The sequence below is a fragment of the Acinetobacter sp. AB03 genome, from assembly GCF_058107045.1.
On record NZ_JBUEBA010000002.1, the window covers coordinates 969,197 to 992,649 of the forward strand.

22 protein-coding genes are annotated in these 23,453 nt (G+C 41.5%); 13 read left to right on the plus strand and 9 right to left on the minus strand.

Annotation, left to right across the window (positions count from 1 at the left end; genetic code table 11):
* The first annotated feature begins 78 nt into the window (after nt 1-78).
* From ACY3FQ_RS05075 to ACY3FQ_RS05100, 6 genes are all read left to right on the plus strand, one after another.
* The gene (locus ACY3FQ_RS05075) at nt 79-1,482 is read left to right on the plus strand and encodes an amino acid permease (RefSeq protein ID WP_004695775.1); all 1,404 of its coding nucleotides are present in this window, start codon (nt 79-81) and stop codon (nt 1,480-1,482) included.
* 133 nt (nt 1,483-1,615) lie between these two features.
* Nucleotides 1,616-1,840 carry a hypothetical protein gene (locus ACY3FQ_RS05080; protein WP_004982578.1) on the plus strand — a complete coding sequence of 75 codons (225 nt, stop codon included), beginning with the start codon at nt 1,616-1,618 and terminating at the stop codon, nt 1,838-1,840.
* Nucleotides 1,841-1,872: 32 nt separating this feature from the next.
* On the plus strand, nt 1,873-3,123 hold the full coding sequence (gene lysA / locus ACY3FQ_RS05085) for a diaminopimelate decarboxylase (RefSeq protein ID WP_489773661.1): 1,251 nt from the start codon (nt 1,873-1,875) through the stop codon (nt 3,121-3,123).
* 6 nt (nt 3,124-3,129) lie between these two features.
* Nucleotides 3,130-3,975, plus strand: coding sequence for a diaminopimelate epimerase (gene dapF, locus ACY3FQ_RS05090; protein ID WP_489773662.1), 846 nt, complete (start codon nt 3,130-3,132; stop codon nt 3,973-3,975).
* Between the two features lie 153 nt (nt 3,976-4,128).
* Complete coding sequence (locus ACY3FQ_RS05095) at nt 4,129-5,040, plus strand: tyrosine recombinase XerC (protein WP_279044460.1); 912 nt, start codon at nt 4,129-4,131, stop codon at nt 5,038-5,040.
* Nucleotides 5,041-5,379: 339 nt separating this feature from the next.
* Entirely contained in the window at nt 5,380-5,778 is a 399-nt protein-coding gene (locus tag ACY3FQ_RS05100) for a hypothetical protein (RefSeq protein ID WP_017397046.1), read from the plus strand.
* On the opposite strand, the gene ACY3FQ_RS05105 is transcribed toward ACY3FQ_RS05100, so the two are convergent.
* Complete coding sequence (locus ACY3FQ_RS05105) at nt 5,705-6,310, minus strand: GNAT family N-acetyltransferase (RefSeq protein WP_062033907.1); 606 nt, start codon at nt 6,308-6,310, stop codon at nt 5,705-5,707. The two genes, ACY3FQ_RS05100 and ACY3FQ_RS05105, sit on opposite strands and share 74 nt — an antisense overlap.
* Nucleotides 6,310-6,804 (minus strand): Lrp/AsnC family transcriptional regulator, encoded by a 495-nt coding sequence (locus tag ACY3FQ_RS05110; protein WP_004695793.1) that lies wholly within the window; start codon nt 6,802-6,804, stop codon nt 6,310-6,312. The genes ACY3FQ_RS05105 and ACY3FQ_RS05110 overlap by 1 nt, the downstream gene beginning before the upstream one ends.
* A 114-nt stretch (nt 6,805-6,918) precedes the next feature.
* Between ACY3FQ_RS05110 and ACY3FQ_RS05115 the strand changes: the two genes are divergently transcribed.
* The 6 genes from ACY3FQ_RS05115 to ACY3FQ_RS05140 all read left to right on the plus strand — a co-directional run bounded on the left by ACY3FQ_RS05115 (nt 6,919) and on the right by ACY3FQ_RS05140 (nt 14,385).
* The gene (locus ACY3FQ_RS05115) at nt 6,919-7,524 is read left to right on the plus strand and encodes a LysE family translocator (protein WP_078425376.1); all 606 of its coding nucleotides are present in this window, start codon (nt 6,919-6,921) and stop codon (nt 7,522-7,524) included.
* Nucleotides 7,525-8,005: 481 nt separating this feature from the next.
* Nucleotides 8,006-8,758, plus strand: a complete 753-nt coding sequence (locus tag ACY3FQ_RS05120; RefSeq protein WP_005400499.1) for an electron transfer flavoprotein subunit beta/FixA family protein — start codon at nt 8,006-8,008, stop codon at nt 8,756-8,758.
* Nucleotides 8,759-8,775: 17 nt separating this feature from the next.
* The gene (locus ACY3FQ_RS05125; protein ID WP_004982561.1) at nt 8,776-9,711 is read left to right on the plus strand and encodes an FAD-binding protein; all 936 of its coding nucleotides are present in this window, start codon (nt 8,776-8,778) and stop codon (nt 9,709-9,711) included.
* Between the two features lie 260 nt (nt 9,712-9,971).
* Entirely contained in the window at nt 9,972-10,580 is a 609-nt protein-coding gene (locus ACY3FQ_RS05130; protein WP_489773663.1) for a hypothetical protein, read from the plus strand.
* 306 nt (nt 10,581-10,886) lie between these two features.
* Nucleotides 10,887-13,868: a DNA gyrase subunit A gene (gene gyrA, locus ACY3FQ_RS05135; RefSeq protein ID WP_236769720.1), complete on the plus strand. Its 2,982-nt coding sequence runs from the start codon at nt 10,887-10,889 to the stop codon at nt 13,866-13,868.
* 73 nt (nt 13,869-13,941) lie between these two features.
* The gene (locus tag ACY3FQ_RS05140) at nt 13,942-14,385 is read left to right on the plus strand and encodes a DUF3887 domain-containing protein (RefSeq protein WP_236769718.1); all 444 of its coding nucleotides are present in this window, start codon (nt 13,942-13,944) and stop codon (nt 14,383-14,385) included.
* 33 nt (nt 14,386-14,418) lie between these two features.
* Here the strand turns inward: ACY3FQ_RS05140 and ACY3FQ_RS05145 are convergent, their stop codons facing one another.
* From ACY3FQ_RS05145 to ACY3FQ_RS05160, 4 genes are read right to left on the minus strand one after another with little or no spacing between them, the layout of a single operon-like run.
* Entirely contained in the window at nt 14,419-15,507 is a 1,089-nt protein-coding gene (locus ACY3FQ_RS05145) for an ABC transporter permease (RefSeq protein WP_236769717.1), read from the minus strand.
* Nucleotides 15,504-16,634, minus strand: coding sequence for an ABC transporter permease (locus tag ACY3FQ_RS05150; RefSeq protein ID WP_236769716.1), 1,131 nt, complete (start codon nt 16,632-16,634; stop codon nt 15,504-15,506). The genes ACY3FQ_RS05145 and ACY3FQ_RS05150 overlap by 4 nt, the downstream gene beginning before the upstream one ends.
* Nucleotides 16,634-17,782, minus strand: a complete 1,149-nt coding sequence (locus ACY3FQ_RS05155) for an HlyD family secretion protein (protein WP_236769715.1) — start codon at nt 17,780-17,782, stop codon at nt 16,634-16,636. The genes ACY3FQ_RS05150 and ACY3FQ_RS05155 overlap by 1 nt, the downstream gene beginning before the upstream one ends.
* A gap of 21 nt (nt 17,783-17,803) precedes the next feature.
* The gene (locus tag ACY3FQ_RS05160) at nt 17,804-19,312 is read right to left on the minus strand and encodes a TolC family protein (RefSeq protein WP_439098907.1); all 1,509 of its coding nucleotides are present in this window, start codon (nt 19,310-19,312) and stop codon (nt 17,804-17,806) included.
* 341 nt (nt 19,313-19,653) lie between these two features.
* On the opposite strand from ACY3FQ_RS05160, the gene serC reads away from it, so the two are divergent.
* Nucleotides 19,654-20,733 (plus strand): 3-phosphoserine/phosphohydroxythreonine transaminase, encoded by a 1,080-nt coding sequence (gene serC, locus ACY3FQ_RS05165; protein WP_325086462.1) that lies wholly within the window; start codon nt 19,654-19,656, stop codon nt 20,731-20,733.
* 122 nt (nt 20,734-20,855) lie between these two features.
* Here serC and ACY3FQ_RS05170 read toward each other — a convergent pair whose 3' ends face one another.
* From ACY3FQ_RS05170 to ACY3FQ_RS05180, 3 genes are all read right to left on the minus strand, one after another.
* Nucleotides 20,856-21,812 carry a TauD/TfdA dioxygenase family protein gene (locus tag ACY3FQ_RS05170; RefSeq protein ID WP_489773664.1) on the minus strand — a complete coding sequence of 319 codons (957 nt, stop codon included), beginning with the start codon at nt 21,810-21,812 and terminating at the stop codon, nt 20,856-20,858.
* Nucleotides 21,813-21,980: 168 nt separating this feature from the next.
* Nucleotides 21,981-22,115 carry a hypothetical protein gene (locus ACY3FQ_RS05175; RefSeq protein WP_004982541.1) on the minus strand — a complete coding sequence of 45 codons (135 nt, stop codon included), beginning with the start codon at nt 22,113-22,115 and terminating at the stop codon, nt 21,981-21,983.
* Entirely contained in the window at nt 22,108-23,316 is a 1,209-nt protein-coding gene (locus ACY3FQ_RS05180; protein WP_236769713.1) for an MFS transporter, read from the minus strand. Before ACY3FQ_RS05180 ends, ACY3FQ_RS05175 begins: the two co-directional genes overlap by 8 nt.
* Nucleotides 23,317-23,453: the final 137 nt, after the last annotated feature.

Consider the following 23,453-nt stretch of genomic DNA (forward strand, 5'->3'; position numbering starts at 1 on the left):
GATTAATACAATTTTATTTTTATTTTTTTGTTCTTTTCGGGTAATTTTGGCGACTGGAAATAAAAGACGACATCAAGAATGAGTTTAGAAAATACAGAATCGACCTCTGAACAGGGTGATTTAAAACGGAGTTTATCCAACCGCCATTTACAACTCATTGCGATTGGCGGTGCGATTGGTACAGGTTTATTTATGGGGTCGGGGAAGACGATTAGTCTCGCTGGGCCATCTATTTTAATCATTTACATGATTATTGGTTTTATGGTGTTTTTGGTCATGCGCGCGCTTGGCGAATTACTGCTGTCTAACTTGAAGTACAAATCGTTTATCGATTTCTCTACCGATTTGATTGGGCCGTGGGCAGGCTATTTCGTTGGTTGGACCTATTGGTTATGTTGGATCACGATTGGTATCGCGGACTTATCAGCCATTATTTATTACCTTCAGTTCTTTAATGGAGGGATGCCGTTCACACCTGGGGAAGGGGTGATGATCAGTGTTGCGGCCATTGTGTTCATCATGGGCTTGAACTTGGTCACGGTGAAACTGTTTGGTGAGCTGGAGTTTTGGTTTGCACTGATTAAGATTATTGCCATTGTGGTGTTGATTGCCGTTGGTTTATGGATGATCTTTACAGGTTTCACTTCAACGACGGGTGAAATTGCATCATTTAGTCATCTTTGGTCACATGGAGGAATGTTCCCAACAGGCGTGACAGGCTTCCTTGCGGGTTTCCAAATTGCGATCTTTGCCTTTGTAGGTGTAGAGCTGGTCGGTACCACGGCTGCTGAAACTAAAGACCCAGAAAAGAATTTGCCTAAAGCGGTGAACTCGATTCCAATTCGTATCATTGTTTTCTATGTGCTGTCTTTAGTGATTGTAATGTCTGTGACACCATGGAACGTGATTGATCCGGCGGTTTCGCCTTTTGTGAACTTGTTTAGTCAAGCGGGTATTGCAGCAGCAGCAATCATCATGAACTTGGTGGTATTGTCTTCTGTGATGTCATCAATGAATAGTGGTGTGTTTTCAACGTCGCGTATGTTGTTTGGTTTGTCTCGTGAAGATCAAGGACCAAAAGCATTTGGCCACTTAAACAAGCGTGCTGTTCCTGCAAATGCATTGTACTTTTCAGCAATTTGTTTACTGTTAGGTGCTGCACTGCAGTACTTTGTACCGAACACCGTTGAAGCCTTTACTTTGGCAACTACACTGTCGACGATTTTGTTTATCTGCGTCTGGATTATGATTATCTGGAGCTACATTGTGTATTACAAAACACGTCCAGAGTTACATGCAAAATCGACCTTTAAATTACCGGGTGGTCTGTTTACCTGTTGGTTTGTGATTGTTTTCTTCATTGGCGTGATCTATGTGTTATCACTAGAAGCCGATACCATGAAAGCTTTAATGGTGAGTCCAATTTGGTTCATCATTTTGATTATTGGTTATTTTGGTTTCTACAAACCGAAACATAAATAATCGATACGATTGAGAAAAACGCCAGTCTTTAACTGGCGTTTTTTTTTAACTCACTATAATCTTTAGAGCTTAGTGGTTTGGTCATGTATGTTGATCAGGTTATACTTCTTCAAAATATCAAATAGGTGATCAGATGCGTTCTGTCATTTGCTGCATCAGTGTCTTGGTGATGAGTACTGCATTCGTCGGTTGTGGTCAGTCTGGTACATTACATATGCCAAATGATCCAAACTACGACAAGCGAGCGAAATATTTGCTTTATAAAGACGCAGCATCTAAGCCGTCTGCACAAAAGGAAGATACAGCGCCCGTGAAGCAAGAGTTTGCTGCACCTTCAGTTGAAACCAATCAGCCTTAATACCTTAAACGCTTCATAGAAAGGATACATTCATGAGTTTTACCCGCAATCATGGGGTTTTGCATGCTGAGCAATGCTCACTGCAACAGCTTGCGCAGCAATTTGGTACACCACTGTATGTTTATTCAAAAGCGACTTTTGAAAAACACTTTACAGAGATGGATCGTGCTTTTGACTTTATCGATCATCAAATTTGTTTTGCGGTTAAGTCAAACTCAAACATTGCGGTGTTGAATATCCTTGCAAAGCTCGGTGCGGGTTTTGATATTGTGACCGGCGGAGAGCTGGCTCGTGTACTAAAAGCGGGTGGCGATGCTTCTAAAATTGTCTTTTCGGGTTTGGGTAAAACTGAGATCGATGTTCAAAAAGCATTAGAAGTGGGTATTGCATGCTTCAATGTCGAGTCCCATGCAGAGCTAGATCGGATTCAAAAAGTTGCGGCGAAGCTCGGTAAAAAAGCACCCATTTCACTGCGAGTCAATCCAGATGTAGATGCGAAAACGCATCCTTATATTTCAACAGGCTTAAAAGAAAATAAATTTGGTATTCCTTCAGATACGGTGTTTGAAACCTATCAATATGCTGCAACGCTGCCGAATTTAGATATTATTGGTATTGACTGCCATATTGGTTCCCAGTTGACCGAAACACAGCCTTTTGTGGATGCGCTAGATCGTGTGATTGTGATGATCGATCAGCTGAAAACCATGGGTATTCAGTTGAAACACATCGACATTGGTGGTGGTTTAGGCGTGACCTATAAAGATGAAGTACCGCCTACCGTTTTTGAATATGCCAATGCAATGAAGCCCGCTTTAGAAAAATTGGGTTTGAAAGTGTATATGGAACCGGGACGCAGTATTTCGGCAAATGCAGGGGTACTCCTGACCAAAGTTGATTTACTCAAACCGACCATTCACCGTAACTTTGCGATTATTGACGCAGCTATGAACGACTTAATTCGTCCTGCACTGTATGAAGCATGGATGGATATTCAGCCCGTTACACCGCGTTCGGATGTCGAGGCAAAAGAGTGGGATGTGGTTGGTGCGATTTGTGAAACAGGTGATTTCTTAGGTAAAGAGCGTGTGCTTGCACTCAAAGAAAATGACGTACTGGCTGTATTGGGTGCTGGCGCTTATGGTTTTGTCATGAGTTCAAATTACAACAGTCGCGGTCGTGCCGCTGAAGTGATGGTGGATGGTGAAAACGCACATTTGATTCGTGAGCGTGAAACCATTGAGTCACTTTGGGACAAAGAACGTTTATTGCCTGAAGGATAATTCAAGATGTTACTAGAATTTACCAAAATGCATGGTCTAGGCAATGACTTTATGGTGGTTGATTTAATCAGTCAAAGAGCATTCCTTGATACTGTTACGATTCAGCGCTTGGCGGATCGTCATTTCGGCATCGGTTTTGATCAGTTGTTGATTGTTGAGCCACCTGATTTACCCAATGTCGACTTCAAATACCGTATTTTCAATGCTGATGGTTCTGAAGTTGAACAATGTGGTAATGGCGTGCGTTGCTTTGCACGCTTTGTACATGAGCGTCAGCTCACTACAAAGACCAAGATTAAAGTACAAACCAAGGCTGGAATTGTAGAACCCGAACTCGGTCAAAATGGCTGGGTACGTGTGAATATGGGCTATCCAAAGTTCTTGCCGCAGGAAATTCCATTTATTGCGGATGCACCAGAAACTTTGTATGACATTGCTTTGGCGAACAATGAGCAATTGACCATTGATGTGGTTAATATGGGTAACCCTCATGCAGTTACTATCGTTCCCGACGTGATCACAGCTGATGTTGCACGTCTAGGACCTCAGGTTGAATCGCATGAGCGTTTTCCTCAGCGTGTGAATGTTGGGTTTATGCAAATCATTGATGAAAAGCATGCGCGCTTACGTGTGTTTGAACGGGGTGTAGGCGAAACCTTGGCCTGTGGAACAGGAGCTTGTGCGGCTGCGATTTCAGGTATGCGCCGTGGTTTACTCGATTCATCTGTTGAGATTGAGCTAGCAGGTGGTAAGTTGCATATCGAATGGCGTGAAGGTGATGTGGTTTGGATGACGGGCCCAACCTCAAATGTCTACGAAGGACGTATCGATCTGAGTTACTATCAAAACTAAGTTTAGCGTCACACAAGAAGCACTGATTCATCAGTGCTTTTTTTATGAAAAATGAAATAGGCATATAAAGAACTGAGACAGTGCTACTATACAAAAGCCAATTAATTTTTCACCGAATAGAACTATAGAGGCTGACTTGTGACTTTTGAGCCGATGCAACTGCTCGCGATGTGGTTAAAACAACGAGAAATACAAAATCAGTCTGCCCATACTTTGCAGGCTTATGAACGAGATGCGTCTGATTTTTTATTGTTTTGCGAACAGAAAAAGCTTGAGTTGGGCGATGTTGAAGCCACTGATTTACGCGAATTTATTGCGCAAAAAGTTGAATATCAACAGTTGAGCTCTAGTAGTTTACAGCGGATGTTGTCCTCTATTCGTCAGTTTATGAAATGGGCTGAGCAGGGGCAACATTTGGCTTTTAATCCTGCCGATGACTTTCAACTTAAACGTAAACCTCGTCCTTTGCCAGGTCTAGTGGATATTGAAACCATCAATCAAATTTTGGATCAGGCCTTGCCTGAGAAAGAAGTCGAACAGCAAATGTGGTATCGAGACAAAGCTTTGCTTGAGCTGCTTTATGCAAGTGGTTTACGCTTAGCGGAAGTGCAAGGCTTAAGAATTAAAGATATCGACTTTAACCGACAGTTACTGCGTATTACAGGTAAGGGGAATAAAACTCGGGTTGTGCCTTTTGGTTCTAAAGCCAAAGATGCGGTAATGAAATGGCTGACAATTTATCCGCTGTGGAATGGTGACTTTGTTCCCGATGCACAAGTTTTTATTACTCAAAAGGGCAATCCTTTGGGGATGCGCCAGATTGAAAATCGGGTTAAGTTTCAAGCACAGCGTGCAGGTGTAAATATTGATCTGCATCCGCATTTACTCCGTCATTGTTTTGCTAGTCACATGCTATCAAACAGTGGTGACTTACGTGCAGTGCAGGAAATGTTAGGTCACAGTAACTTAAGTACCACCCAAATTTATACCCATGTCGATTTTGACAGGCTGGCTCAAGTGTATGATCAGACACATCCACGAGCACAGCAAAAGGTGAAAACTTAGTTCATTCATACTTTAAAAATAGTGTCACATAATGCATGCACTATAGCGCTGTGTTTTAGGTTAAATGCCAAAGGTCAGAACAAACAGCGTAAACACATTAGCGGATATCTATGAAAGCGCTAGGGCGCTCTGTGAGATTCGGCATTATTCTTGCTTTACTTACTTTTGCTTGAATCAACTTGATCAATAAGTAGCAATGATCGCTCACTTTTGTTGGAAAAAGTGTGATTATGAACTTTTGTAGAATAATAAATCGGCAAAAAATAGAGTATAAACTTAAAAGAGGATGGGCTTAATGTTCCAGTTTAATGAAACGGTAGATTTAAGCTTATATTGAAGATGACAAATGTGAAAATAGGTCAGTATATGATTTCAGATATACAAGCAAAGTATGATCAACTCAGCTCCGCGCAAAAAGAAATTTTTGCGGGCTATGGTTTGCGTCAGGTCAAACACTTTGTTGAAATTAGTTTAGCCAATATTGAACCTGTACTGCCTGAAAATGCATTTGTTCAAGGCGTCAATGCAGCAGGTAAAGTTCAGGCTTTTAATGCAGAGACTGGGCAATACTATTTATGGATTTCCGATTTACAGTGGCAAGCGACTGCACAGCCCTCAAATAGCATTGATTTAAAAGACGACTTTCTTGAAGTCTGGAAAATTTTTAATCTTGGACAATATGAATTGATTGATTTAAGTCATATTCATCGTGATTTTTTAGAAAGTCAGTTGGCTTAATGGCATAGAGCGTATGTCGAAGCAGAGGGCTATTTTGGTCGAGTTTAGGATGATTAAAATAGCCACGATGTTGCATGCCGAGACGTTTCATTACCGCTTCAGAAGCCCTATTTTGAACTGCGGTAAAACCAACAACTTCATCCAGTTTTAAAACCGAAAAAGCAAAATATAGACAAGCCTGTGCAGCTTCTGTGGCATAACCCTGATGCCAAAACTTCGAGTCCAATCGCCAACCAATTTCGACACAGGGTGAAAAATCAAAGCACTCAGGTTGAGCATCTAAGCCTGTAAACCCAATGAATTCCTGACTATGCTTCAGTTCGACTGCCCAAAAGCCCCAACCATTTTGATTGATGAATTGCTGAAACGTTTGCGCAAGGGCATCGCTTTCTGTTTGCGTGAGTGGACTAGGAAAATAACGCATCACTTGAGCATCGGCATTTAACTGCGCAAATGCAGGAAAGTCATCTGCGCGCCAAGCTCTTAGACGTAAACGCGCCGTTTCTATCGCAAAATTGAAATGCGCTGACATTAGATTTCATCGAGCGGGAGTTGGAAACTTTGTTTAATGATTTGACTTGGCAAGTCTGTTTTGACACTGGTAATGCCATTCTTTTTGGTCAAATGCGTGGATTGGAATTCACGATAGCTTTCTAAATCAGGTACTACAACTTTCAGCATTGCATCGCATTCCCCTAAAATAATGTAGCATTCCATGACTTGAGGGAGCTCTTTCATGGCTTCAATAAAGGTGTCGATGGTTTCGGCATCTTGACCGACCAGCCAAATACGCGAGAACAGGATCAGTTGAAGGCCAATTTTTTGTGGATCGACCACTGTGGTATAATTTTGAATGACGCCTGCTTCTTCTAATAGTTTGACGCGTCTTAGGCACGAAGACGGTGATAGACCGATTTCTCGTGCTAAGTCATTATTTTGAATGCGGCCATTGTCTTGTAAGTGGCGAATGATATTTTTATCAATACGGTCAAGTTTTATGCGCACAGACTTTGGTGATTGTTTCATATCTTAGAATATAATTTGAAAAATACGTTTTATTATAGAATAAATTGAAAGCCAATTTTGTATTATTTCGCACATACTAATTTTCACTTTCTAATGGATGAAAGGGGAAAGAAAATGTCTGTATATGTACTCTTTGCATTGACCGTGCTGCCACTAATTTTTACACCTGGGCCAGATATGTTATTTATTCTGTCTCAAGTTATGGGCAAAGATGCAAAAGCAGGCATGATGGCGACTATCGGCGTATGTACAGGCTATTTACTACATTCAATTTTAGTGGCTTTGGGTATTGCTGCCATTATTGTGTCTTTCCCGCTTTTGTTTGAAACCATCCGCTGGCTGGGTATTGCATATTTGTTGTATTTGGCCTTTGGTTTATTAAAGTCGGTTTTTAGCACTAAAAAATTGCAACTAGACCGAAAAACGGAAAATAACCCGATCAAAAAAGGCTTTTTTACCGCACTGTTAAATCCTAAAGGTATGCTTATCTATTTTGCAATCTTGCCGCAATTTATCGACAAATCTGCCAACACTGTCAGTCAAGGTTTGATTTTATCTTTACTTTTTATCGCGATGATTTTTGTGGTCTACTGTAGTTTGAGTCTGGTTTTTGCAAAACTGACACAGAAGTCCCCAATAGATGAACGTAAGCAAAAATGGATTGATGGCACTTCAGGTGGTTTGCTGGCATTGGCCGCGACATGGCTGATTGCCAATTAAACTGAGAGAAGCATGTCAAAATGGCATGCTTTTTTTTGAGGAAATTTTTAAGATCGCATAATAAAGCAGCAATATTGTGTCATCCTATGTCTAGAATAATGAGTATTTGAATCTAAGGATGTGTGATCTATCTTAAATGACAGATTTGTGAAGCCTGATAAAGATGTGAACAGACAGTCAATAATCTATTTGATGGTGAATGTTAGAGAAAAGAAATCAAATCTTTGAATAATGTAAATCAGATAAAAATATAATAAAAATCATAACTTAATCTGAGTGCGATTTTGTGCAAATATAGTGCGTACAAAAAAGTATGAACGCGTCGTTCAGCTAAATTTACGCATTTTTACAGCTCTTTGGTGAATTGTGACTTGACCGAAATGCCGTACACATTGCAAGATAGGGCACCTAAAAAAATTTAAGTGAAGAGTTAAACTAACTTTTCTCAACATTTACATTTGCTAAAACAGCCGAGGATTACATGAAGGCTCTTGTTGCTGTAAAACGTGTGGTTGATGCCAACGTTAAAGTTCGCGTTAAGCCGGACAACAGTGGTGTTGACTTAACCAACGTTAAAATGTCAATTAACCCATTCTGTGAAATCGCAGTGGAAGAAGCGGTTCGCTTAAAAGAAAAAGGAACTGTTTCAGAAATCATCGTTGTTTCTATTGGTCCTAAAGAAGCGCAAGAGCAAATCCGTTCTGCAATGGCGCTTGGTGCTGACCGCGGTATTTTAGTTGAAGCTGATGACAGCCAACTGGGTGCTTTAGAAATTGCGAAAGTGTTGAAAGGCGTTGTTGACGCTGAACAACCTCAGTTGATTCTTCTTGGTAAGCAAGCAATTGATGATGACTCTAACCAAGTCGGCCAAATGCTTGGTGCGCTTCTAGGTGCAGGTCAAGGTACTTTTGCTTCTGAAGTTAAAGTTGATGGCGACAAAGTACAAGTAACTCGTGAAATCGACGGTGGTTTACAAACTGTTGAACTTGCACTTCCAGCGATCATCACCACTGACTTACGTTTGAACGAGCCACGTTATGCTGCTCTTCCAAACATTATGAAAGCGCGTAAAAAACCGCTGGATACGAAGTCTCCTGCTGATTTTGGTGTTTCTACAACAACTAAACTTAAAACAGTTAAAGTTGAAGCGCCTGCTGAACGTAAAGCTGGCGTACAAGTGAAGTCTGTAGACGAACTTGTAGAAAAACTAAAAAATGAAGCGAAAGTGATCTAATACAGAAGGATAAAATCATGAGTATTTTAGTTATCGCTGAGCACGACAACAAAGCACTAAATGGTGCAACTTTAAACGTTGTTGCTGCAGCTCAAAAAATCGGTGGTGATATCACTGTGTTAGTTGCTGGTTCTGGCGCTCAAGCTGTTGCTGATGCTGCTGCAAAAGTTGCGGGTGTAAGCAAAGTATTGCTTGCAGACAACGCAGTTTACGCAAACCAATTGGCTGAAAACGTTGCAGCTTTGGTTGCAGATATTGCTAAAGGTGGTTTCAAACACGTATTGGCTGCATCAACTACAACGGGTAAGAATATTCTTCCACGTGTGGCTGCTCTTCTTGATGTCAGCATGATTACAGACATCATTGCTGTTGAATCTGCAAATACGTTCAAGCGTCCAATCTATGCAGGTAACGCGATTGCAACAGTTCAGTCTGATGAAGCAATCATTGTTGGTACGGTACGTGGTACAGCATTTGACCCTGTCGCTGCTGAAGGTGGTTCTGCTGCGGTTGAAGCTGTAAGCGAAGCAAAAGATGCTGGTATCTCTAAGTTTGTTGCTGAAGAGATCGTAAAATCTGAACGCCCAGAATTAACTGCTGCGCGTATCGTGGTTTCAGGTGGTCGTGGTGTGGGTTCAGGTGAGAACTACCATACTGTTCTTGATCCATTGGCTGACAAATTGGGCGCCGCTCAAGGTGCATCACGTGCTGCGGTTGACGCTGGTTTCGTTCCAAACGACATGCAAGTAGGTCAAACAGGTAAAATTGTTGCACCTGACCTGTATATCGCTGTAGGTATCTCTGGTGCGATTCAGCACTTGGCAGGTATGAAAGACTCTAAAGTGATCGTTGCGATCAACAAAGACGAAGAAGCACCTATCAATGCAGTAGCAGATTACTGGTTAGTAGGTGATTTGAATACCGTTGTTCCAGAATTAGTATCTAAAATCTAATTCCTAACAACGTTTCAAAAACGCTCCGAAAGGGGCGTTTTTTTATGTACGCTTTGTTTGATAATGCATACTGCCTTTATGCAAATGAAGGGTGAAATAACTTATCGGTATTTTGTTGTTTTAAATCATTGTAATCTGAAAATTTAAGAATTTATTAAGGTTTTTGTGCATCTGAATATTCAGATTTATGATACTATTTGCCATCCATTTTTAAGCTTAACTTACACAAAACATTTTTTGTTAAGTTGGGAGTTGTAATCTTGCTGATTGATATGCGTGTATCTTGGTCTGTTCTGATCCTTGCTGTTCTGTGTCTAATTTTTCCATTTTTAGCTGATCTGCAATTTCCACTTTTAGGTGGTGCTGTTGTACGTGGCGTGGAAAATATTCAAGCGTTACTTTTATTGATATTTGCTGTATTTAGCTATTTTTACATGCAACCGATGCATCTTCCTGAGGGTAAAAAGTATTTTTGGATCTGGGCTGTACTGTGGTGGTTGCTTTTGTTTGGACGTAGCACCAGTTGGGGAGGAGACTATTTCCCTGAAGTCCCAAAAGTATATTTTCGTGGCATCTCGGTGGTTTTGATTGGTTCAGTCGTATTTATGTTGTTGGTTAAACCACTGCGCGATGAGATTGCGATAAAAATGAAGAGCATGGCGATTCCTGCTTGGGCAATGCTGCTCACGGTGTTGGGATTGATTATTTCTGACGGCATTGAGCACAGCCGCATTTATGGTGGAATTTTCTTACATCAGATTGCTTATAAAGACCTTATGGAGGAGCTGTATGAGTTTCCTTTAATACTGGGTTTGTTTATGGTTGCATTTCATATTATGCAGCGCGATAAGCAAGGGATCGATCAGTAAGTCCAAAGATAGGCAAGACATGGCTTAAAGCTCTCAAAAATGAGGGCTTTTTTGCATTTTATGCAACGCTGATAGGGAATGTGATGGAGCTGTAAATGTACATCCTATACATGTGTAAAAAATAACCCCTAAATTAAAGAAAATTAACGAGATTAACTGGGGTGACGTGACACAAAAATCAGAGTGTTTATGCTATAATTTACGGCTATATTTCAGTTTTTAGTTCAGTATTTTGAACTAATAATTTTGCAAGTTTTACGACATATAAATGCAAGCGGTTTTACGTTTGTAGAATAAGGAGTATGCATGAGCGTATCGGAAATCAGACCGATTGCGATTGAGGATGAACTCAAGAACTCGTATCTTGACTATGCAATGAGCGTGATTGTTTCTCGTGCTTTGCCAGATGTTCGGGATGGTCTAAAACCTGTTCATCGTCGTGTGCTTTATGCAATGCACGAATTGGGTAATGACTACAACAAAGCTTATAAAAAGTCTGCCCGCGTGGTTGGTGATGTGATCGGTAAATATCACCCACATGGTGATTCTGCTGTTTATGAAACCATTGTTCGTATGGCTCAAGACTTTAGCTTGCGTTATCAATTGGTTGATGGTCAGGGGAACTTTGGTTCGGTCGATGGCGATAGCGCAGCTGCGATGCGTTATACCGAAGTTCGTATGCGTAAGTTGACTCATGAAATTCTTGCCGATCTTGAAAAAGATACGGTGGATTGGGAAGATAACTACGACGGTTCTGAACGTATTCCGCAAGTGATGCCAACGCGTATTCCTAACTTACTGATTAACGGTACTACAGGTATTGCTGTGGGTATGGCGACCAATATGGCGCCGCACAACATGACTGAAGTCGTGAACGCTTGTTTGGCCTATGCTGAAAACCCAAATATTTCAATTGAAGGATTGATGGAATATATTTCGGGTCCAGACTTTCCTACAGGTGGTATTATTTACGGTAAAGCGGGCATTGTTGATGCTTACCGTACGGGTAAAGGTCGTTTGCATATTCGTGGTAAATACCACTTTGAAGAAGACCAAAAAACAGGTCGTACCACGATCGTTTTCACAGAAATTCCATATCAAGTCAACAAAGCGAAAACCATTGAACGTATCGCTGAGTTGGTGAAAGAGAAAAAACTGGAAGGTATTTCTGAGCTACGTGACGAATCTGACAAAGATGGGATGCGTATTGCCATTGACTTAAAGCGTGGTGAAAACGCTGAAGTTGTGGTGAATAACTTATTCCAAAACACGCAGTTGGAAAACTCTTTCAGCATTAATATGGTGTGCTTAGACAACGGCCAGCCAAAGTTAATGAACTTGAAAGACATTGTTGCGGCATTTATTCGTCACCGCCAAGAAGTGGTAACGCGTCGTACCATGTTTGAGTTGCGTAAAGCACGTGAACGTGGCCATATTTTAGAAGGTTTGACGGTAGCATTAGCAAATATTGATGCGATCATTGAAACCATTAAAACTTCTGCAAACCCGGCTGAGGCGCGTGAGCGTTTACAAGCAGGTGAGTGGGCAGCAGGCAATGTAATTGCACTGCTTGAAAAAGCAGGTTCTGTTTCTGTACGTCCAGACGAAATTGAAGGTGAAGATCCAAGCCGTCCGTTTGGTCTAGATGGTCAGATATATCGTTTATCGCCTGCGCAAGTCGGTGCGATTCTTGAACTTCGTTTGCACCGTTTAACGGGTCTTGAACAAGACAAGTTACAAGCTGAATATACTGAAATTTTAGGTCAAATTGCTGAACTTACAGCTATTTTAAATGACTTCAATTTATTGATGGCAGTGATTAAAGAAGAATTAGCTTTAATTTTGCAACAATACGGTGATGCTCGTCGTACCGCAATTGTTGAGTCTCGTATTGACTTCTCGCGTGAAGATTTAATTCCTGAAGAGCAAGTGGTACTGACTGTTTCAAAAACAGGTTATGCGAAAACACAACCGCTTTCAGACTATGCTGCGCAGCGTCGTGGTGGACGTGGTAAATCTGCGACCTCGATGAAAGAAGATGACTACATCCAGCATCTGATTGTGACCTCTAACCATGCCACAGTGTTGTGCTTTACCAATGTTGGTAAAGTCTATCGCCTGAGAGTGTTTGAAGTGCCTCAAGCATCGCGTGGTTCAAAAGGTCGCCCAATGGTGAACTTATTGCCACTGGATGCCGATGAGACGATCACAGCAATTCTTCCTGTGATTGATGCGCCGAAGAAATTTAAAGAACGCTTAGCTGAGTTCAAAAACTTTGTGCGTAGCAATGTCGCGACATTACGTGAAAATAGTATTATCGACGCGCATTATGAAGCGTTAAAATCTTCATTCGATGAGTTGGCTGAAGATGCCGATGAACTCTCTGATGCATTACGTAAGCAATTGAAAGAGTTGGGTGTTGAGCTTTCAACCACAGATTTGGACAATGAAACAGTTGCTGAATTTGCTGATCTTGCAGAGAAAATGCGTAAGAACTTCTTTGTATTTATGGCAACTGCATCTGGTACGGTCAAGCGTGTTGAATTAGAACAATTTAGTAATGTTCGTTCAAACGGCTTACGTGCAATTGAGCTAAAAGAAGAAGATACTTTGATTGGTGTTGCAATCACCGATGGCGAACAGCAAATCATGTTGTTCTCAAATGAAGGTAAAGCAATTCGCTTCTCTGAAACTGATGCACGTGTGATGGGACGTACTGCAAAAGGGGTGCGTGGTATGCGCGTCACTTTAGCTGCAGCTCAGACCGAAGATGATGTTGAAACCGACACAGATTCAGATGATGAAGAATCTTCTGATTTAAATGTGGCAAGCCGTATTGTTTCATTAGTTGTTGTACCTGAAACTGGCGAAGTACTGTGTGCTTCTGCAAATGGTTATGGTAAACGTACGCCAGTGGATGACTTCCCAACCAAGAAACGTGGTGGTAAAGGCGTTATTGCCATCAAAACATCTGAACGTAACGGTGAATTGGTAGGTGCGGTTGCCATTGATGAATCTAAAGAGCTGATGTTGATTTCTGATGGCGGTACTTTAGTTCGTACTCGTGCCTCTGAAGTTGCTAGAACGGGTCGTAATGCACAAGGTGTACGTCTGATTCGTTTAGGTAATGAAGAAATCTTGGTCGGTGTCGTTGCTGTTGAAGCCGTTGAAGTCGAAGATGATATTTTAGATGCTTCTATTGAAACAACTGAAGAAACTGTGGTTGACGAAGTAAATGTAGATGCATCTGAAAATACAACAGATACCAATACATCGAACGAAGACTAACTGAATGAAAAAGAAAAGGGCGCTTCGGCGTCCTTTTTCATATTGGCGATGACCTAGTGGCGGAGACGATTTTATGAAAGCAAAATTACTGGTTTTGAGTTGTGTATTGGCTTTAACAGCGTGTGATAAATTGGGACAACAGGCATTGGATTCGATCCCAAATCCGAGTCCTGCTCAAGAGCAAGTGGCTCAGCAAGCTTACCAAGCCTTTACTCAGGGGGATTTTCCGCAGCTCTATACTTATTTTGAGCCAGAGTTACAGCGTGAATTTAAAACTCATGAAAAAGACATGCGCAAATTTGCAAAATCGATTCCTAAACAAGCCATTACGACTCAAAAAATTGTATCGAAACACATTGAAAAATCGACGGAAAAACCAAGTTTGTACGCAGTTACCTATGAGTATGCTTATAGCAATAAAAACCTAGTTCAATACGATGTTGGTTTTGATAAAGCAGGCGGAAGCACAAAAATTCGCAGCTTTGATGTCAAGCTTTATGGGGCTTCAACGGATTAAATGGGTAGGATTGCTATCAATACGTTCTAAAATTTAGCGATGCTTGAGACGCCAATAAGCAAATGCTGTGCAAGCTATACCAAACACAAAGAGATAGAGTAGTTTCGGCAGAATAAGTGCAGTTGGTACACCCATTTGGTTCAGTTGAATAAACATTTGAATCCCTTGGGTCGATGGCAAAACATTGCCCAAGTATTGCATCCAAACGGGCATTGCGGCGTGTGGCCATGCTGTTCCTGAGAGAAGAAATAGCGGAATAGAGGTAAATACAATGACATGTCCTGCACGCTCAGGCATATCGAAAAATGTTGAAATCAACATACCTAATGCCACGATACAGCCTATAAAAATCGGCACGGTCAGTAACATGCCGCTAAAATTCCCCCCATGTGGGTAGTCATTTAACCAATAAATAAAGCCAAATAAATATAAACAACCGAGCATACCAATGGTCAGAATGGCGCAAAAAATCGCAAAAAATTCCGTCGTCGTCGGTCGCCATTTCTGTTCGCGGTATCCGGCCAATAACATCCCTAAACCGAGCACGATGGCTTGATGAATAATCAGCGGAGCAATGGCGGGGAAAATATAACTACCATAACCCGACATGGTGTTAAAAAGCGGCGTTTGATGAATGGAAATGGCTGGAGAAAAGTGCGAAATATTACCAAATTTTTCCACGTGCTCGCGTACAGCATTTTCAATAGAGGTAGTGAGACCTAGTCCAATTTGCTTGGTTTTTAAAAAGTTTGCCGCGCTGAGATAGAGCCCAATCCCACCGACTTCGCCATGCCGAAGACTATTGGAAAGATTTTCGGGTAAGAGCAAAATACCATCGACTTGCTGTTGTTTAATCATATTTTCAGCATCGAGGAAATTGCCTGTCACAGCCTTCACTTCAACATTTGGACTGAGCGAAACTTGCTGAATGATGTTATTGGTCACGATACTTTGTTCTTCATCCACAATCACAATCGGTAAAGCTTCTGCTTGCTGTGCTTTGTAGGCAGTCGGATAAAAAATACTATAGAAAATCACCGAGAGGATGAGCGTGGTTAAAATCGACTGATTGGCGATAATGTCTTTAAATGTCTTGAGGTAATAGTGCAAAAATGACTTCATGACACTGTTCCTTTGCTTCGTTTTTTGAGGAGCAGGACAGAGGTCACAGCGTAAAAGACCACATAGAGAATAAGAATGAGTAAAGGCAACAGCGATGAACTGATTGGGCTACCAATGACCCATTGTTCGGTTTGTAGTTTGGCATAAGGTGTGTAAGGGATAATATTGGCCCAAAATTTGGTAAACAGTGGTGCGTTATTTAAGGGGAGGGTCACTCCTGCAAAACTGAGCGAAGAGCCGCCATACACAGCAATTAAACCAAAGGTTTTAGATAAGTTGTTGGTGGCTAAAACAATGGTACTACTGATCAAGGCATAGGCGCTATAAAATAAAAGCTGTGCCAACATGATGAACCAAAGCTGACCAGCAACAAACCAACCGCGAATTTCGACTAGCCAAAACATCCACGCCCATGTCCATAAGCTAAAAATAAGTACATAGGTCAGGTTTTTCGTGAGGATGGCTTTAAAAGCAGATTGGTTGTTTAGCCAATTTTGCGCTGTATGAAACTTAAATTCTTGACCGACTGAAAATGCGACACAGCAGCAGAGTAGTAAATGCAAAATCGCAGGAATCATAAAGGGTTCTAAATAGAACTCATAACTCAAATTTGGATTGTATAAGGTCGAAATTTTAACGTGTGGCGTAGGTACATCTAAATAAGGAATAGTATTTTCTAAATAGCTTTCACCAGCATAGTCTGCCATGGCTTCAACTGTGCTGAGTAACATGGCTGATGAAATGGTGTTACCCACACTAAAGTAACTTTGGTTATAGGCAATGCTGATTTCAGCATCTTTAGCTTGAACAAAACGTTGTTCGGCGCCATTGGGGATACTGACGTAACCCCAAACTTTGGTTTGGTTCAGCAGCTTTTCAACTTCGGTATTTTGATCACTGACGATGGCGACATCTAAAGTATGGTTGAGTCTTAAGTAGCGCTGTATGTTTTGGCTTAGCTCACTTTGGTCCTGATCAATAATCGCAATAGGCAAATGTTCAGGCTTGCCTTGGGCAAACATGCTGGAAAACAGTACGATAATAAACAGTGGGGCAAGCGTGACTAAACATAGATCCCACTTATGTTTGAGTAAATAGTTCAGTTCCCGCAGTAGTCCCCTTAGCATTATTTGCTCTCTTTGACTTTAAACAACACACTCATGCCAACTTTTAGGTCTGGAATGGCTTGCGCAGGCGTCAAATGAACTTTAAAGCTACGAATGTCATAGCCCCCTGTTTGGCGTGTGGTCTTAATGGTGGCAAATTCGCCTTCAGCATCAATATTCTTAATATTAAAGTTGGTATGTAGGTTTAAGGCTGGAATAAAGCCTTCAATTTGTTTTGCCTGATAGATGTTGGCATATTGGTCTTCACGAATATTCAGTGATACCCAAAGCTCGCGATCTTGAATAATACTGACAATCGGTACCCCCATTGCTACCAATTCAGAGGGTTTGCCATAAGTTTTAGAAACGGTACCGTCAATAGATGAGAGTAGTTTGGTTTCAGCTTCAAGTGCATTGACTTCAGCAACAGCTGCTTTTGCAATTTGCACTTGCGCATCTGCTGAACTTTTTTGCTGTGGAGTGCTGCCACGTTCAGCCCGAGCATATTGTTGATATGCGGCTTCTGTCATTTGAGCAGCTGATTGCGCCGCAGCATGCATTTCATCGCGACGTTGGCGTGAGATGACACCTTGTTGGTACAAGTTTGCACCACGTTGATAGGTGGTTTGTGCCAAAGTTTGCTGTGCTTTCAGTGCTTGCCAGTTGGCGTATAAACTCGCAATATTTTCTTCCTGAGAGCCGCGGTCAGCGGTGGATTGTAGTGCTAAAGCAGCCTGTAAGCTGGCCAGCGCTTGCTGTTTTTTGGCATCGACTTCTGGGCTATACAGTCGAACGAGTTCTTGGTTTTTGCTGATCTTCTGTCCGTCATGTACATAAATTTCATCAATTCGACTGGGCACTTTGGTACTGACATGGATCGTTTCTGCCTCAACCCGACCTTGGATTTCAACCGTTTTCGGTTGATAGGCCTTCCACAGTCCAAAAGCAATCACGATGAATAGAATAATAAGAGCGAGTCCCCCAATCAGCTTGATCGCTTTGGACTTTTGCTCGGGGTTTGTATTGGTTGATGCTGGCTCAGTCTGTTCGCTCTCAGTCTGTGCCTGTTCTTGAGTATTATTTGTGGTTAATTCCTCTGTTGATGGCTCCACTTGATCTTCTTGTTTTTCAGGTTTTTGCGGATCAGATTGGTTTTGATCTTGATTCATTAAATGGCTCTCATCAAAGAATTAACGAATAAATCGCGTATTGGGTTGCAGAAGATAGGTTTGGAACTGATGGATCGAACCATGACTTTGTAGAAGCGTCGCCAGTGACATGACATATTTATAGGCATTCAGTGCGGTTTCTGCTTTTAAAGCACTGAGCATATTTTGTGCATCGATCACTTGGGTCGCTGTTCCCATATCTTCTTTAAAGGACAGTTCTTGTATACGTAAATTTTCTTGCGCTGCTTTTATATTTTGCTGTAATAACTGATCACTTTGCTGCGCTGTGGTGGCTTCGCTATACGATTTATAAATCACATTTTCAATTTCTTGTTTAGTCCGTGCTGTCATCAGTTCAGAAGCGTAGCGTTGTAACTCTGCTGCTTGGACATTTTTGTTTTTATCAATGCCTGAGAACAGATTGTACTGTGCGGCTAAACCAACGATCCAGTTATTTTTATCGTCCAGACTGTATTCACCAAAGGCAAAAATATGTGGTTTCTTGGCGGCGTTTTGTGCGGTGACATTGGCTTGTGCCAATTGAGTGTCCATTTGCAGTTTTTGTACTAAAGCCGATTGATCTGCATACGACCTGAGTAGGGTATTCAGATCTTGGTTTTGGGTACTGTTAATAAAGAGTGGTGTGGTGAGCTCAGTAATTTGGCTGCTTTGCAAAAGGTTATTCAGTTGAAATAAACTGGCTTTTAAATTGGCCTGACTGGCTTGCTCACTGCGTTGTGCATTGTTTTTTGCCACTTCAAATTGCATGCGCTGGCCTTTACTAATAAAGCCCTGTTGTTCGAGTTTAAGTGCATTGTCATAGTGTTTTTGCATTGCATGCCAATTATTTTGGCTAGATGCGAGTAACTGTTTTTGCAGTTGGACATTGAAATAAGCTTGAATCAGCTCAAAGCGTTGTAGGTCTTGCTGTTGTTTACTGTTGAGTTCGCTACGTTTTGCTTTGATATTGGCGACTTGTTTTGCACTTGAGGTTAACCCACCTGTATAAAGCGGCATCATTGCAGAAATGGTCGGGCGTATGACTTGATCTTCTAAGGTAATTTGCGAGCTATTCGGAATAAGCCCGACACCATTATGGATGGTTTGATTAATACCTTCTTTTAAAGGATCAGAAATATTAGGTGGCAGGTTTTGTTGATTTATACGGTCATTAATGTTTTGAGAAAGTGTGTGTTCTAAATTATTTTTGAGTGCACCAAGAGGCACATCAAGTTCATTATGAAAAGCATAGGCACGTACGTTCAGATCGATACGGGGGAGCCCCAAACCTTTGACCGCTTCAGCTTCTAGTTTTGAGGCTTGTTGTAAGGCTTGGGTGGCCTGTGTGCTATACGAGTCTTGTAACACACTTTGCTCAGCTTGTTGATAGCTGATAGATGCAGCAAAAGTCGTCGAGCTGATTCCGAGACTGAGACCGAACATGCTTAATGACAAGATTGATGGCAGTGATGTACGCAATAAGAATTTGTTGGCTGGTGTATTAAGCATGTTGAATAGTCTTTGTGGCATGAGCACGACTCTTTTCTATGTTTTTGCACATTATACGCATAATCTAACTGTTCTGAATGCTGACTCAGTTACTGAATTGTTTAATTTGCAAATGTATATCAATAGATTAGCGACATTTTTAAGCAAAGGAAATGCTTTCGTTTGAGCTTAGGTGAATGGGAAAGCACTGCTGTAATTGATTGAGCAGTGCTGGGTTAAAACTGGATCGTTGATCTTGATTGAGTTTTTGACTGTAAAGGTGAGATTACATTGAAATATTTTCAGTTGAATTTACTGCAAACACTGGCTATCTGTGGTTAAATGCCATCATTTTATTGTGTTTCACTTTGAAAGGAAAAATCATGCGCGCGTACAACTTCTGTGCTGGTCCTGCTGCATTACCTACTGCCGTTTTAGAAAAAGCACAAGCTGAAATGCTTGATTGGCAAGGCAAGGGTCTTTCCATCATGGAAATGAGTCACCGTAGTAAAGACTATGTTGCTGTGGCTGAAAAAGCAGAAGCAGATTTACGTAAACTCATGAACATTCCAGAGAACTATAAAGTCTTGTTCCTTCAAGGTGGTGCTTCACTTCAGTTCTCCGCGATTCCTTTAAATTTGTTGGGTAAAAACAGCAAAGCGGACTATATCCATACTGGAATTTGGTCTGAAAAAGCACTGAAAGAAGCGCAGCGTTATGGTGATATCAACGTCATTGAAGCGGGTACGCAAATTGATGGAAAACTTGCCATTACAGACTCAAGCACTTGGAACTTATCTCAAGATGCGGCTTATGTGCATTATGTAGACAATGAAACGATTGGTGGTCTTCAGTTTGCGGCTATTCCAGAAACCAATGCGCCATTGGTTGCAGACCTGTCTTCAAGTATTTTGTCTGCACCTGTTGATGTGACTAAATTTGGTATCATCTATGCAGGCGCGCAAAAGAACATTGGCCCAGCGGGTTTAACCTTGGTTATTGTTCGTGAAGATCTGCTAGATCAAGCCAAACCTGAAATTCCAAGCATCTTGAAATACGCTTCGCAAGCGAAGAATGATTCGATGGTCAATACACCGTCGACCTATGCTTGGTACTTATCCGGTCTAGTATTTGAATGGTTGCTTGAACAAGGCGGTGTTGAAGCGATTCATAAAGTGAACCTTGAAAAGGCGAAACTGCTTTATGGTTATATCGATGCAAGCGATTTTTATGCGAACCCAATTGCTGTGCAAAACCGTTCAATTATGAATGTGCCGTTTACTTTGGCGAATCCAGATTTGGAGAAACTTTTCCTCAAAGAAGCTGAAGAAAACCATTTGTTGAACCTTGCAGGTCACCGCTCAGTTGGTGGGATGCGCGCAAGTATTTATAACGCAGTTCCACTAGAAGGCGTTCAAGCCCTAGTGAATTTTATGGATGACTTTGCGAAACGCAATGCTTAAGTCATAGAAATAAAAAAAGCCCATCAAACGATGGGCTTTTTTTATTGGTTTTTTAATAGATTATCTAAAACAATCGTGACATTTTGGTGTCATGCCAATGAATTATTCATTTTATTTATCGCCTAGTACGGACGCCCACCTGCAAGACTAATACGTTTGAGTAAGCGACGTTGATCGACAGGAAAGGGGCGACGTGAATGTAGTGTCACCTGATTATCCCAAAAGACAATATCTCCAGTTTCCCAGTGATGTTCATAGCGAAACTCAGGTTTCAGGATGTGCGTACGAAGTGCAGCAATCAGTTCACTGCCTTCGGTATCATCGACATTGAGTAATTCAACTTCCGAACGGGTATTGAGCCAAAGCGCTTTACGCCCAGATTCTGGATGTGTGCGGACTAAGGGATGCGGATAGGCAAGACCTAAAATGGGTTGATCTTTAAAGCGATAATAAGGGCTGTCGCCATAACCCGTATTTCCTGTATTACTTTGCGCACGGACGAATGGGTTATAAGTAATCAGCTGTAGCTGGTCGATCTGCTTTTTGACGTCATCGGGAAGCGCATCATAGGCTTTGATGGTATTGAACCAAGAGGTTTGTCCGCCGTCTTGAGGAAGCTCAAGGGCATAGAGCAGAGAGCCAAAAGAGGGAAGCGGTGTCCACTGGTGATCGGCATGTGGGGTGAGTTCGCCATGGCCAGTGTAGTCGCCTTGACCGACCGCATTGGAAACAGGAACCACATCGGGTGGAACACCAGTGTCAGTCTGGCTAGCCAGCACAGGATTGTCTGCACTTGGACGGAAAATAGAACCAAAATAGCTGGCAAAGGCTAAATATTGCAGATCATCCAAAGTTTGGTTTTTAAAAATTAAAATTAGATGTTCAGCCAAAGCTTGTTTTAAGCGATAAATGGTTTCTCCTGCTTGGGCTTTACGGGCATCTAAACCAAAAATCACAGCACCTAAGGCTTCTTCCGCCAGTGGGATAATTTGTATTTCTTCTGGATTTTGAAATTGTTCAGGTTGATGCCAACGCGGGGCATCATAAATCGCTTGTGAAAGTTGGGTTAATGCGGTCATTTTGATTATTTTCTCTAGATATAGGGTCTAGAGAAAATGTAATCAAAATATGTGTAATCTTAAAATTAAAAGAAGTTCTAAACTTATGAAAAAATTTAAAAAAACACTAAGCTAATGATTATATTGCTTTTCTTTTATAATGAAATATATAGCTCAAAATATACAGATTTAATGTGCGCAAAATGCCTGATTAAAATACTCAAACAGGTCAGGCGTATTCAGCCAAAGGCTAATCGCCAGAGCAAACAAAGCAATAATGCTAATGCCGATACCGCATTTGAGCCATAAAAATGAATTAGTCATGGACAACCGCCTTTTCATCGACAAAGAAATGTACCAGTACGCCAAAAACACTCAGAATAATAGAGAACAGCCAAATCAAGTCATAATTACCTGTAACGTCATGGTTCACACCACCCAGCCATCCACCGAAAAATGAACCAACTTGATGAGTAAAGAACACGATCCCGCTCAGCATGCTGAGGTACTTAATACCAAACATATTGGCCACAATACCGTTGGTCAAAGGTACTGTAGATAACCATAATAAACCCATCACCACACCAAAGCTATAGATGGTGAATGTGCTGAGCGGGAGCATTAAAAAGGCAATAATGGCAATGCCTCTGAGCCCATATAAGCCCATCAGTAACTTTGGTTTAGAATATTTCCCACCTAGCCAACCAGCAGTGTAGGTGCCAACGATATTAAATAAACCGACCAGCGCTAAGAAAACAGTTCCTGTGGTTGCATTAAAACCATGGTCAATCAAATAGCCAGGTAAATGGATACCGATAAAGACCACTTGGAAGCCACAGACCAAAAAACCAAGTGATAGGAACCAAAATGGTTTATGGTTTTTCGCAATGACTAAAATATCTTTAAAACTGAGCTGAACTTGATTGGTTGACGCATTCGGTACAACAAAGGCAGGGGCTTTGAGCATCCAGGCCAGTGGAACAATCATCGCAATTAAAAGTGCACTAACGACCAACGCCGCAGACCAGCCAAAGTTTTGTAACAGCAGTAAGGTTGACGGCAGCATAATGAACTGCCCAAAAGAACCCGCTGCACTGGCAATACCCATAGCAAGGCTACGTTTTTCAGGCGGTGCAGCACGACCCACCGCGGATAACAATACAGAAAAAGAGGTCGCAGATAATGCTAGGCCCAAAATAAGACCGACACTTAAGTTGAGTAACCAACCCGTAGAGCTGACTGCCATGAGCAGCAAACCGATGGTATACAACACACCACCGACGGCAACCACGATTTTAGAGCCATATTTATCTGCTAATGCGCCTGTAAAGGGCTGCGCAGCGCCCCAAATCAGGTTTTGCATCGCAATCGCTAGACTAAAAACATTATGTCCCCAGCCAAACTCATCACTCATAGGCACAAGGTAGAGTCCAAAGCCATGTCGGACACCCAGTGATAATGCCAGAATTATTGCACTTCCAATGAGCATATAAATCAGCGGTTTGGAAAAACGAGTTTCTGACATATTTCAACCAAAAAATGAGCTTAGAGTTCGCTATATTAAGTGAATTATTTGCTGAAAGCGATGATAAAAAATTGACTATTTGATCAATAAAAACAATGAATATTCATGAAAAAAGACGACTTGGTGTCGTCTTTTTT

Excerpts from the sequence above, each read along its gene's own strand:
- ACY3FQ_RS05075 (WP_004695775.1), top strand. The coding sequence starts at position 79 with ATGAGTTTAGAAAATACAGAATCGACCTCTGAACAGGGTGATTTAAAA.
- ACY3FQ_RS05080 (WP_004982578.1), top strand. The coding sequence starts at position 1,616 with ATGCGTTCTGTCATTTGCTGCATCAGTGTCTTGGTGATGAGTACTGCA.
- lysA (WP_489773661.1), top strand. The coding sequence starts at position 1,873 with ATGAGTTTTACCCGCAATCATGGGGTTTTGCATGCTGAGCAATGCTCA.
- dapF (WP_489773662.1), top strand. The coding sequence starts at position 3,130 with ATGTTACTAGAATTTACCAAAATGCATGGTCTAGGCAATGACTTTATG.
- ACY3FQ_RS05095 (WP_279044460.1), top strand. The coding sequence starts at position 4,129 with ATGCAACTGCTCGCGATGTGGTTAAAACAACGAGAAATACAAAATCAG.
- ACY3FQ_RS05100 (WP_017397046.1), top strand. The coding sequence starts at position 5,380 with ATGACAAATGTGAAAATAGGTCAGTATATGATTTCAGATATACAAGCA.
- ACY3FQ_RS05105 (WP_062033907.1), bottom strand. The coding sequence starts at position 6,310 with ATGTCAGCGCATTTCAATTTTGCGATAGAAACGGCGCGTTTACGTCTA.
- ACY3FQ_RS05110 (WP_004695793.1), bottom strand. The coding sequence starts at position 6,804 with ATGAAACAATCACCAAAGTCTGTGCGCATAAAACTTGACCGTATTGAT.
- ACY3FQ_RS05115 (WP_078425376.1), top strand. The coding sequence starts at position 6,919 with ATGTCTGTATATGTACTCTTTGCATTGACCGTGCTGCCACTAATTTTT.
- ACY3FQ_RS05120 (WP_005400499.1), top strand. The coding sequence starts at position 8,006 with ATGAAGGCTCTTGTTGCTGTAAAACGTGTGGTTGATGCCAACGTTAAA.
- ACY3FQ_RS05125 (WP_004982561.1), top strand. The coding sequence starts at position 8,776 with ATGAGTATTTTAGTTATCGCTGAGCACGACAACAAAGCACTAAATGGT.
- gyrA (WP_236769720.1), top strand. The coding sequence starts at position 10,887 with ATGAGCGTATCGGAAATCAGACCGATTGCGATTGAGGATGAACTCAAG.
- ACY3FQ_RS05140 (WP_236769718.1), top strand. The coding sequence starts at position 13,942 with ATGAAAGCAAAATTACTGGTTTTGAGTTGTGTATTGGCTTTAACAGCG.
- ACY3FQ_RS05145 (WP_236769717.1), bottom strand. The coding sequence starts at position 15,507 with ATGAAGTCATTTTTGCACTATTACCTCAAGACATTTAAAGACATTATC.
- ACY3FQ_RS05150 (WP_236769716.1), bottom strand. The coding sequence starts at position 16,634 with ATGCTAAGGGGACTACTGCGGGAACTGAACTATTTACTCAAACATAAG.
- ACY3FQ_RS05155 (WP_236769715.1), bottom strand. The coding sequence starts at position 17,782 with ATGAATCAAGATCAAAACCAATCTGATCCGCAAAAACCTGAAAAACAA.
- ACY3FQ_RS05160 (WP_439098907.1), bottom strand. The coding sequence starts at position 19,312 with ATGCCACAAAGACTATTCAACATGCTTAATACACCAGCCAACAAATTC.
- serC (WP_325086462.1), top strand. The coding sequence starts at position 19,654 with ATGCGCGCGTACAACTTCTGTGCTGGTCCTGCTGCATTACCTACTGCC.
- ACY3FQ_RS05170 (WP_489773664.1), bottom strand. The coding sequence starts at position 21,812 with ATGACCGCATTAACCCAACTTTCACAAGCGATTTATGATGCCCCGCGT.
- ACY3FQ_RS05175 (WP_004982541.1), bottom strand. The coding sequence starts at position 22,115 with ATGACTAATTCATTTTTATGGCTCAAATGCGGTATCGGCATTAGCATT.
- ACY3FQ_RS05180 (WP_236769713.1), bottom strand. The coding sequence starts at position 23,316 with ATGTCAGAAACTCGTTTTTCCAAACCGCTGATTTATATGCTCATTGGA.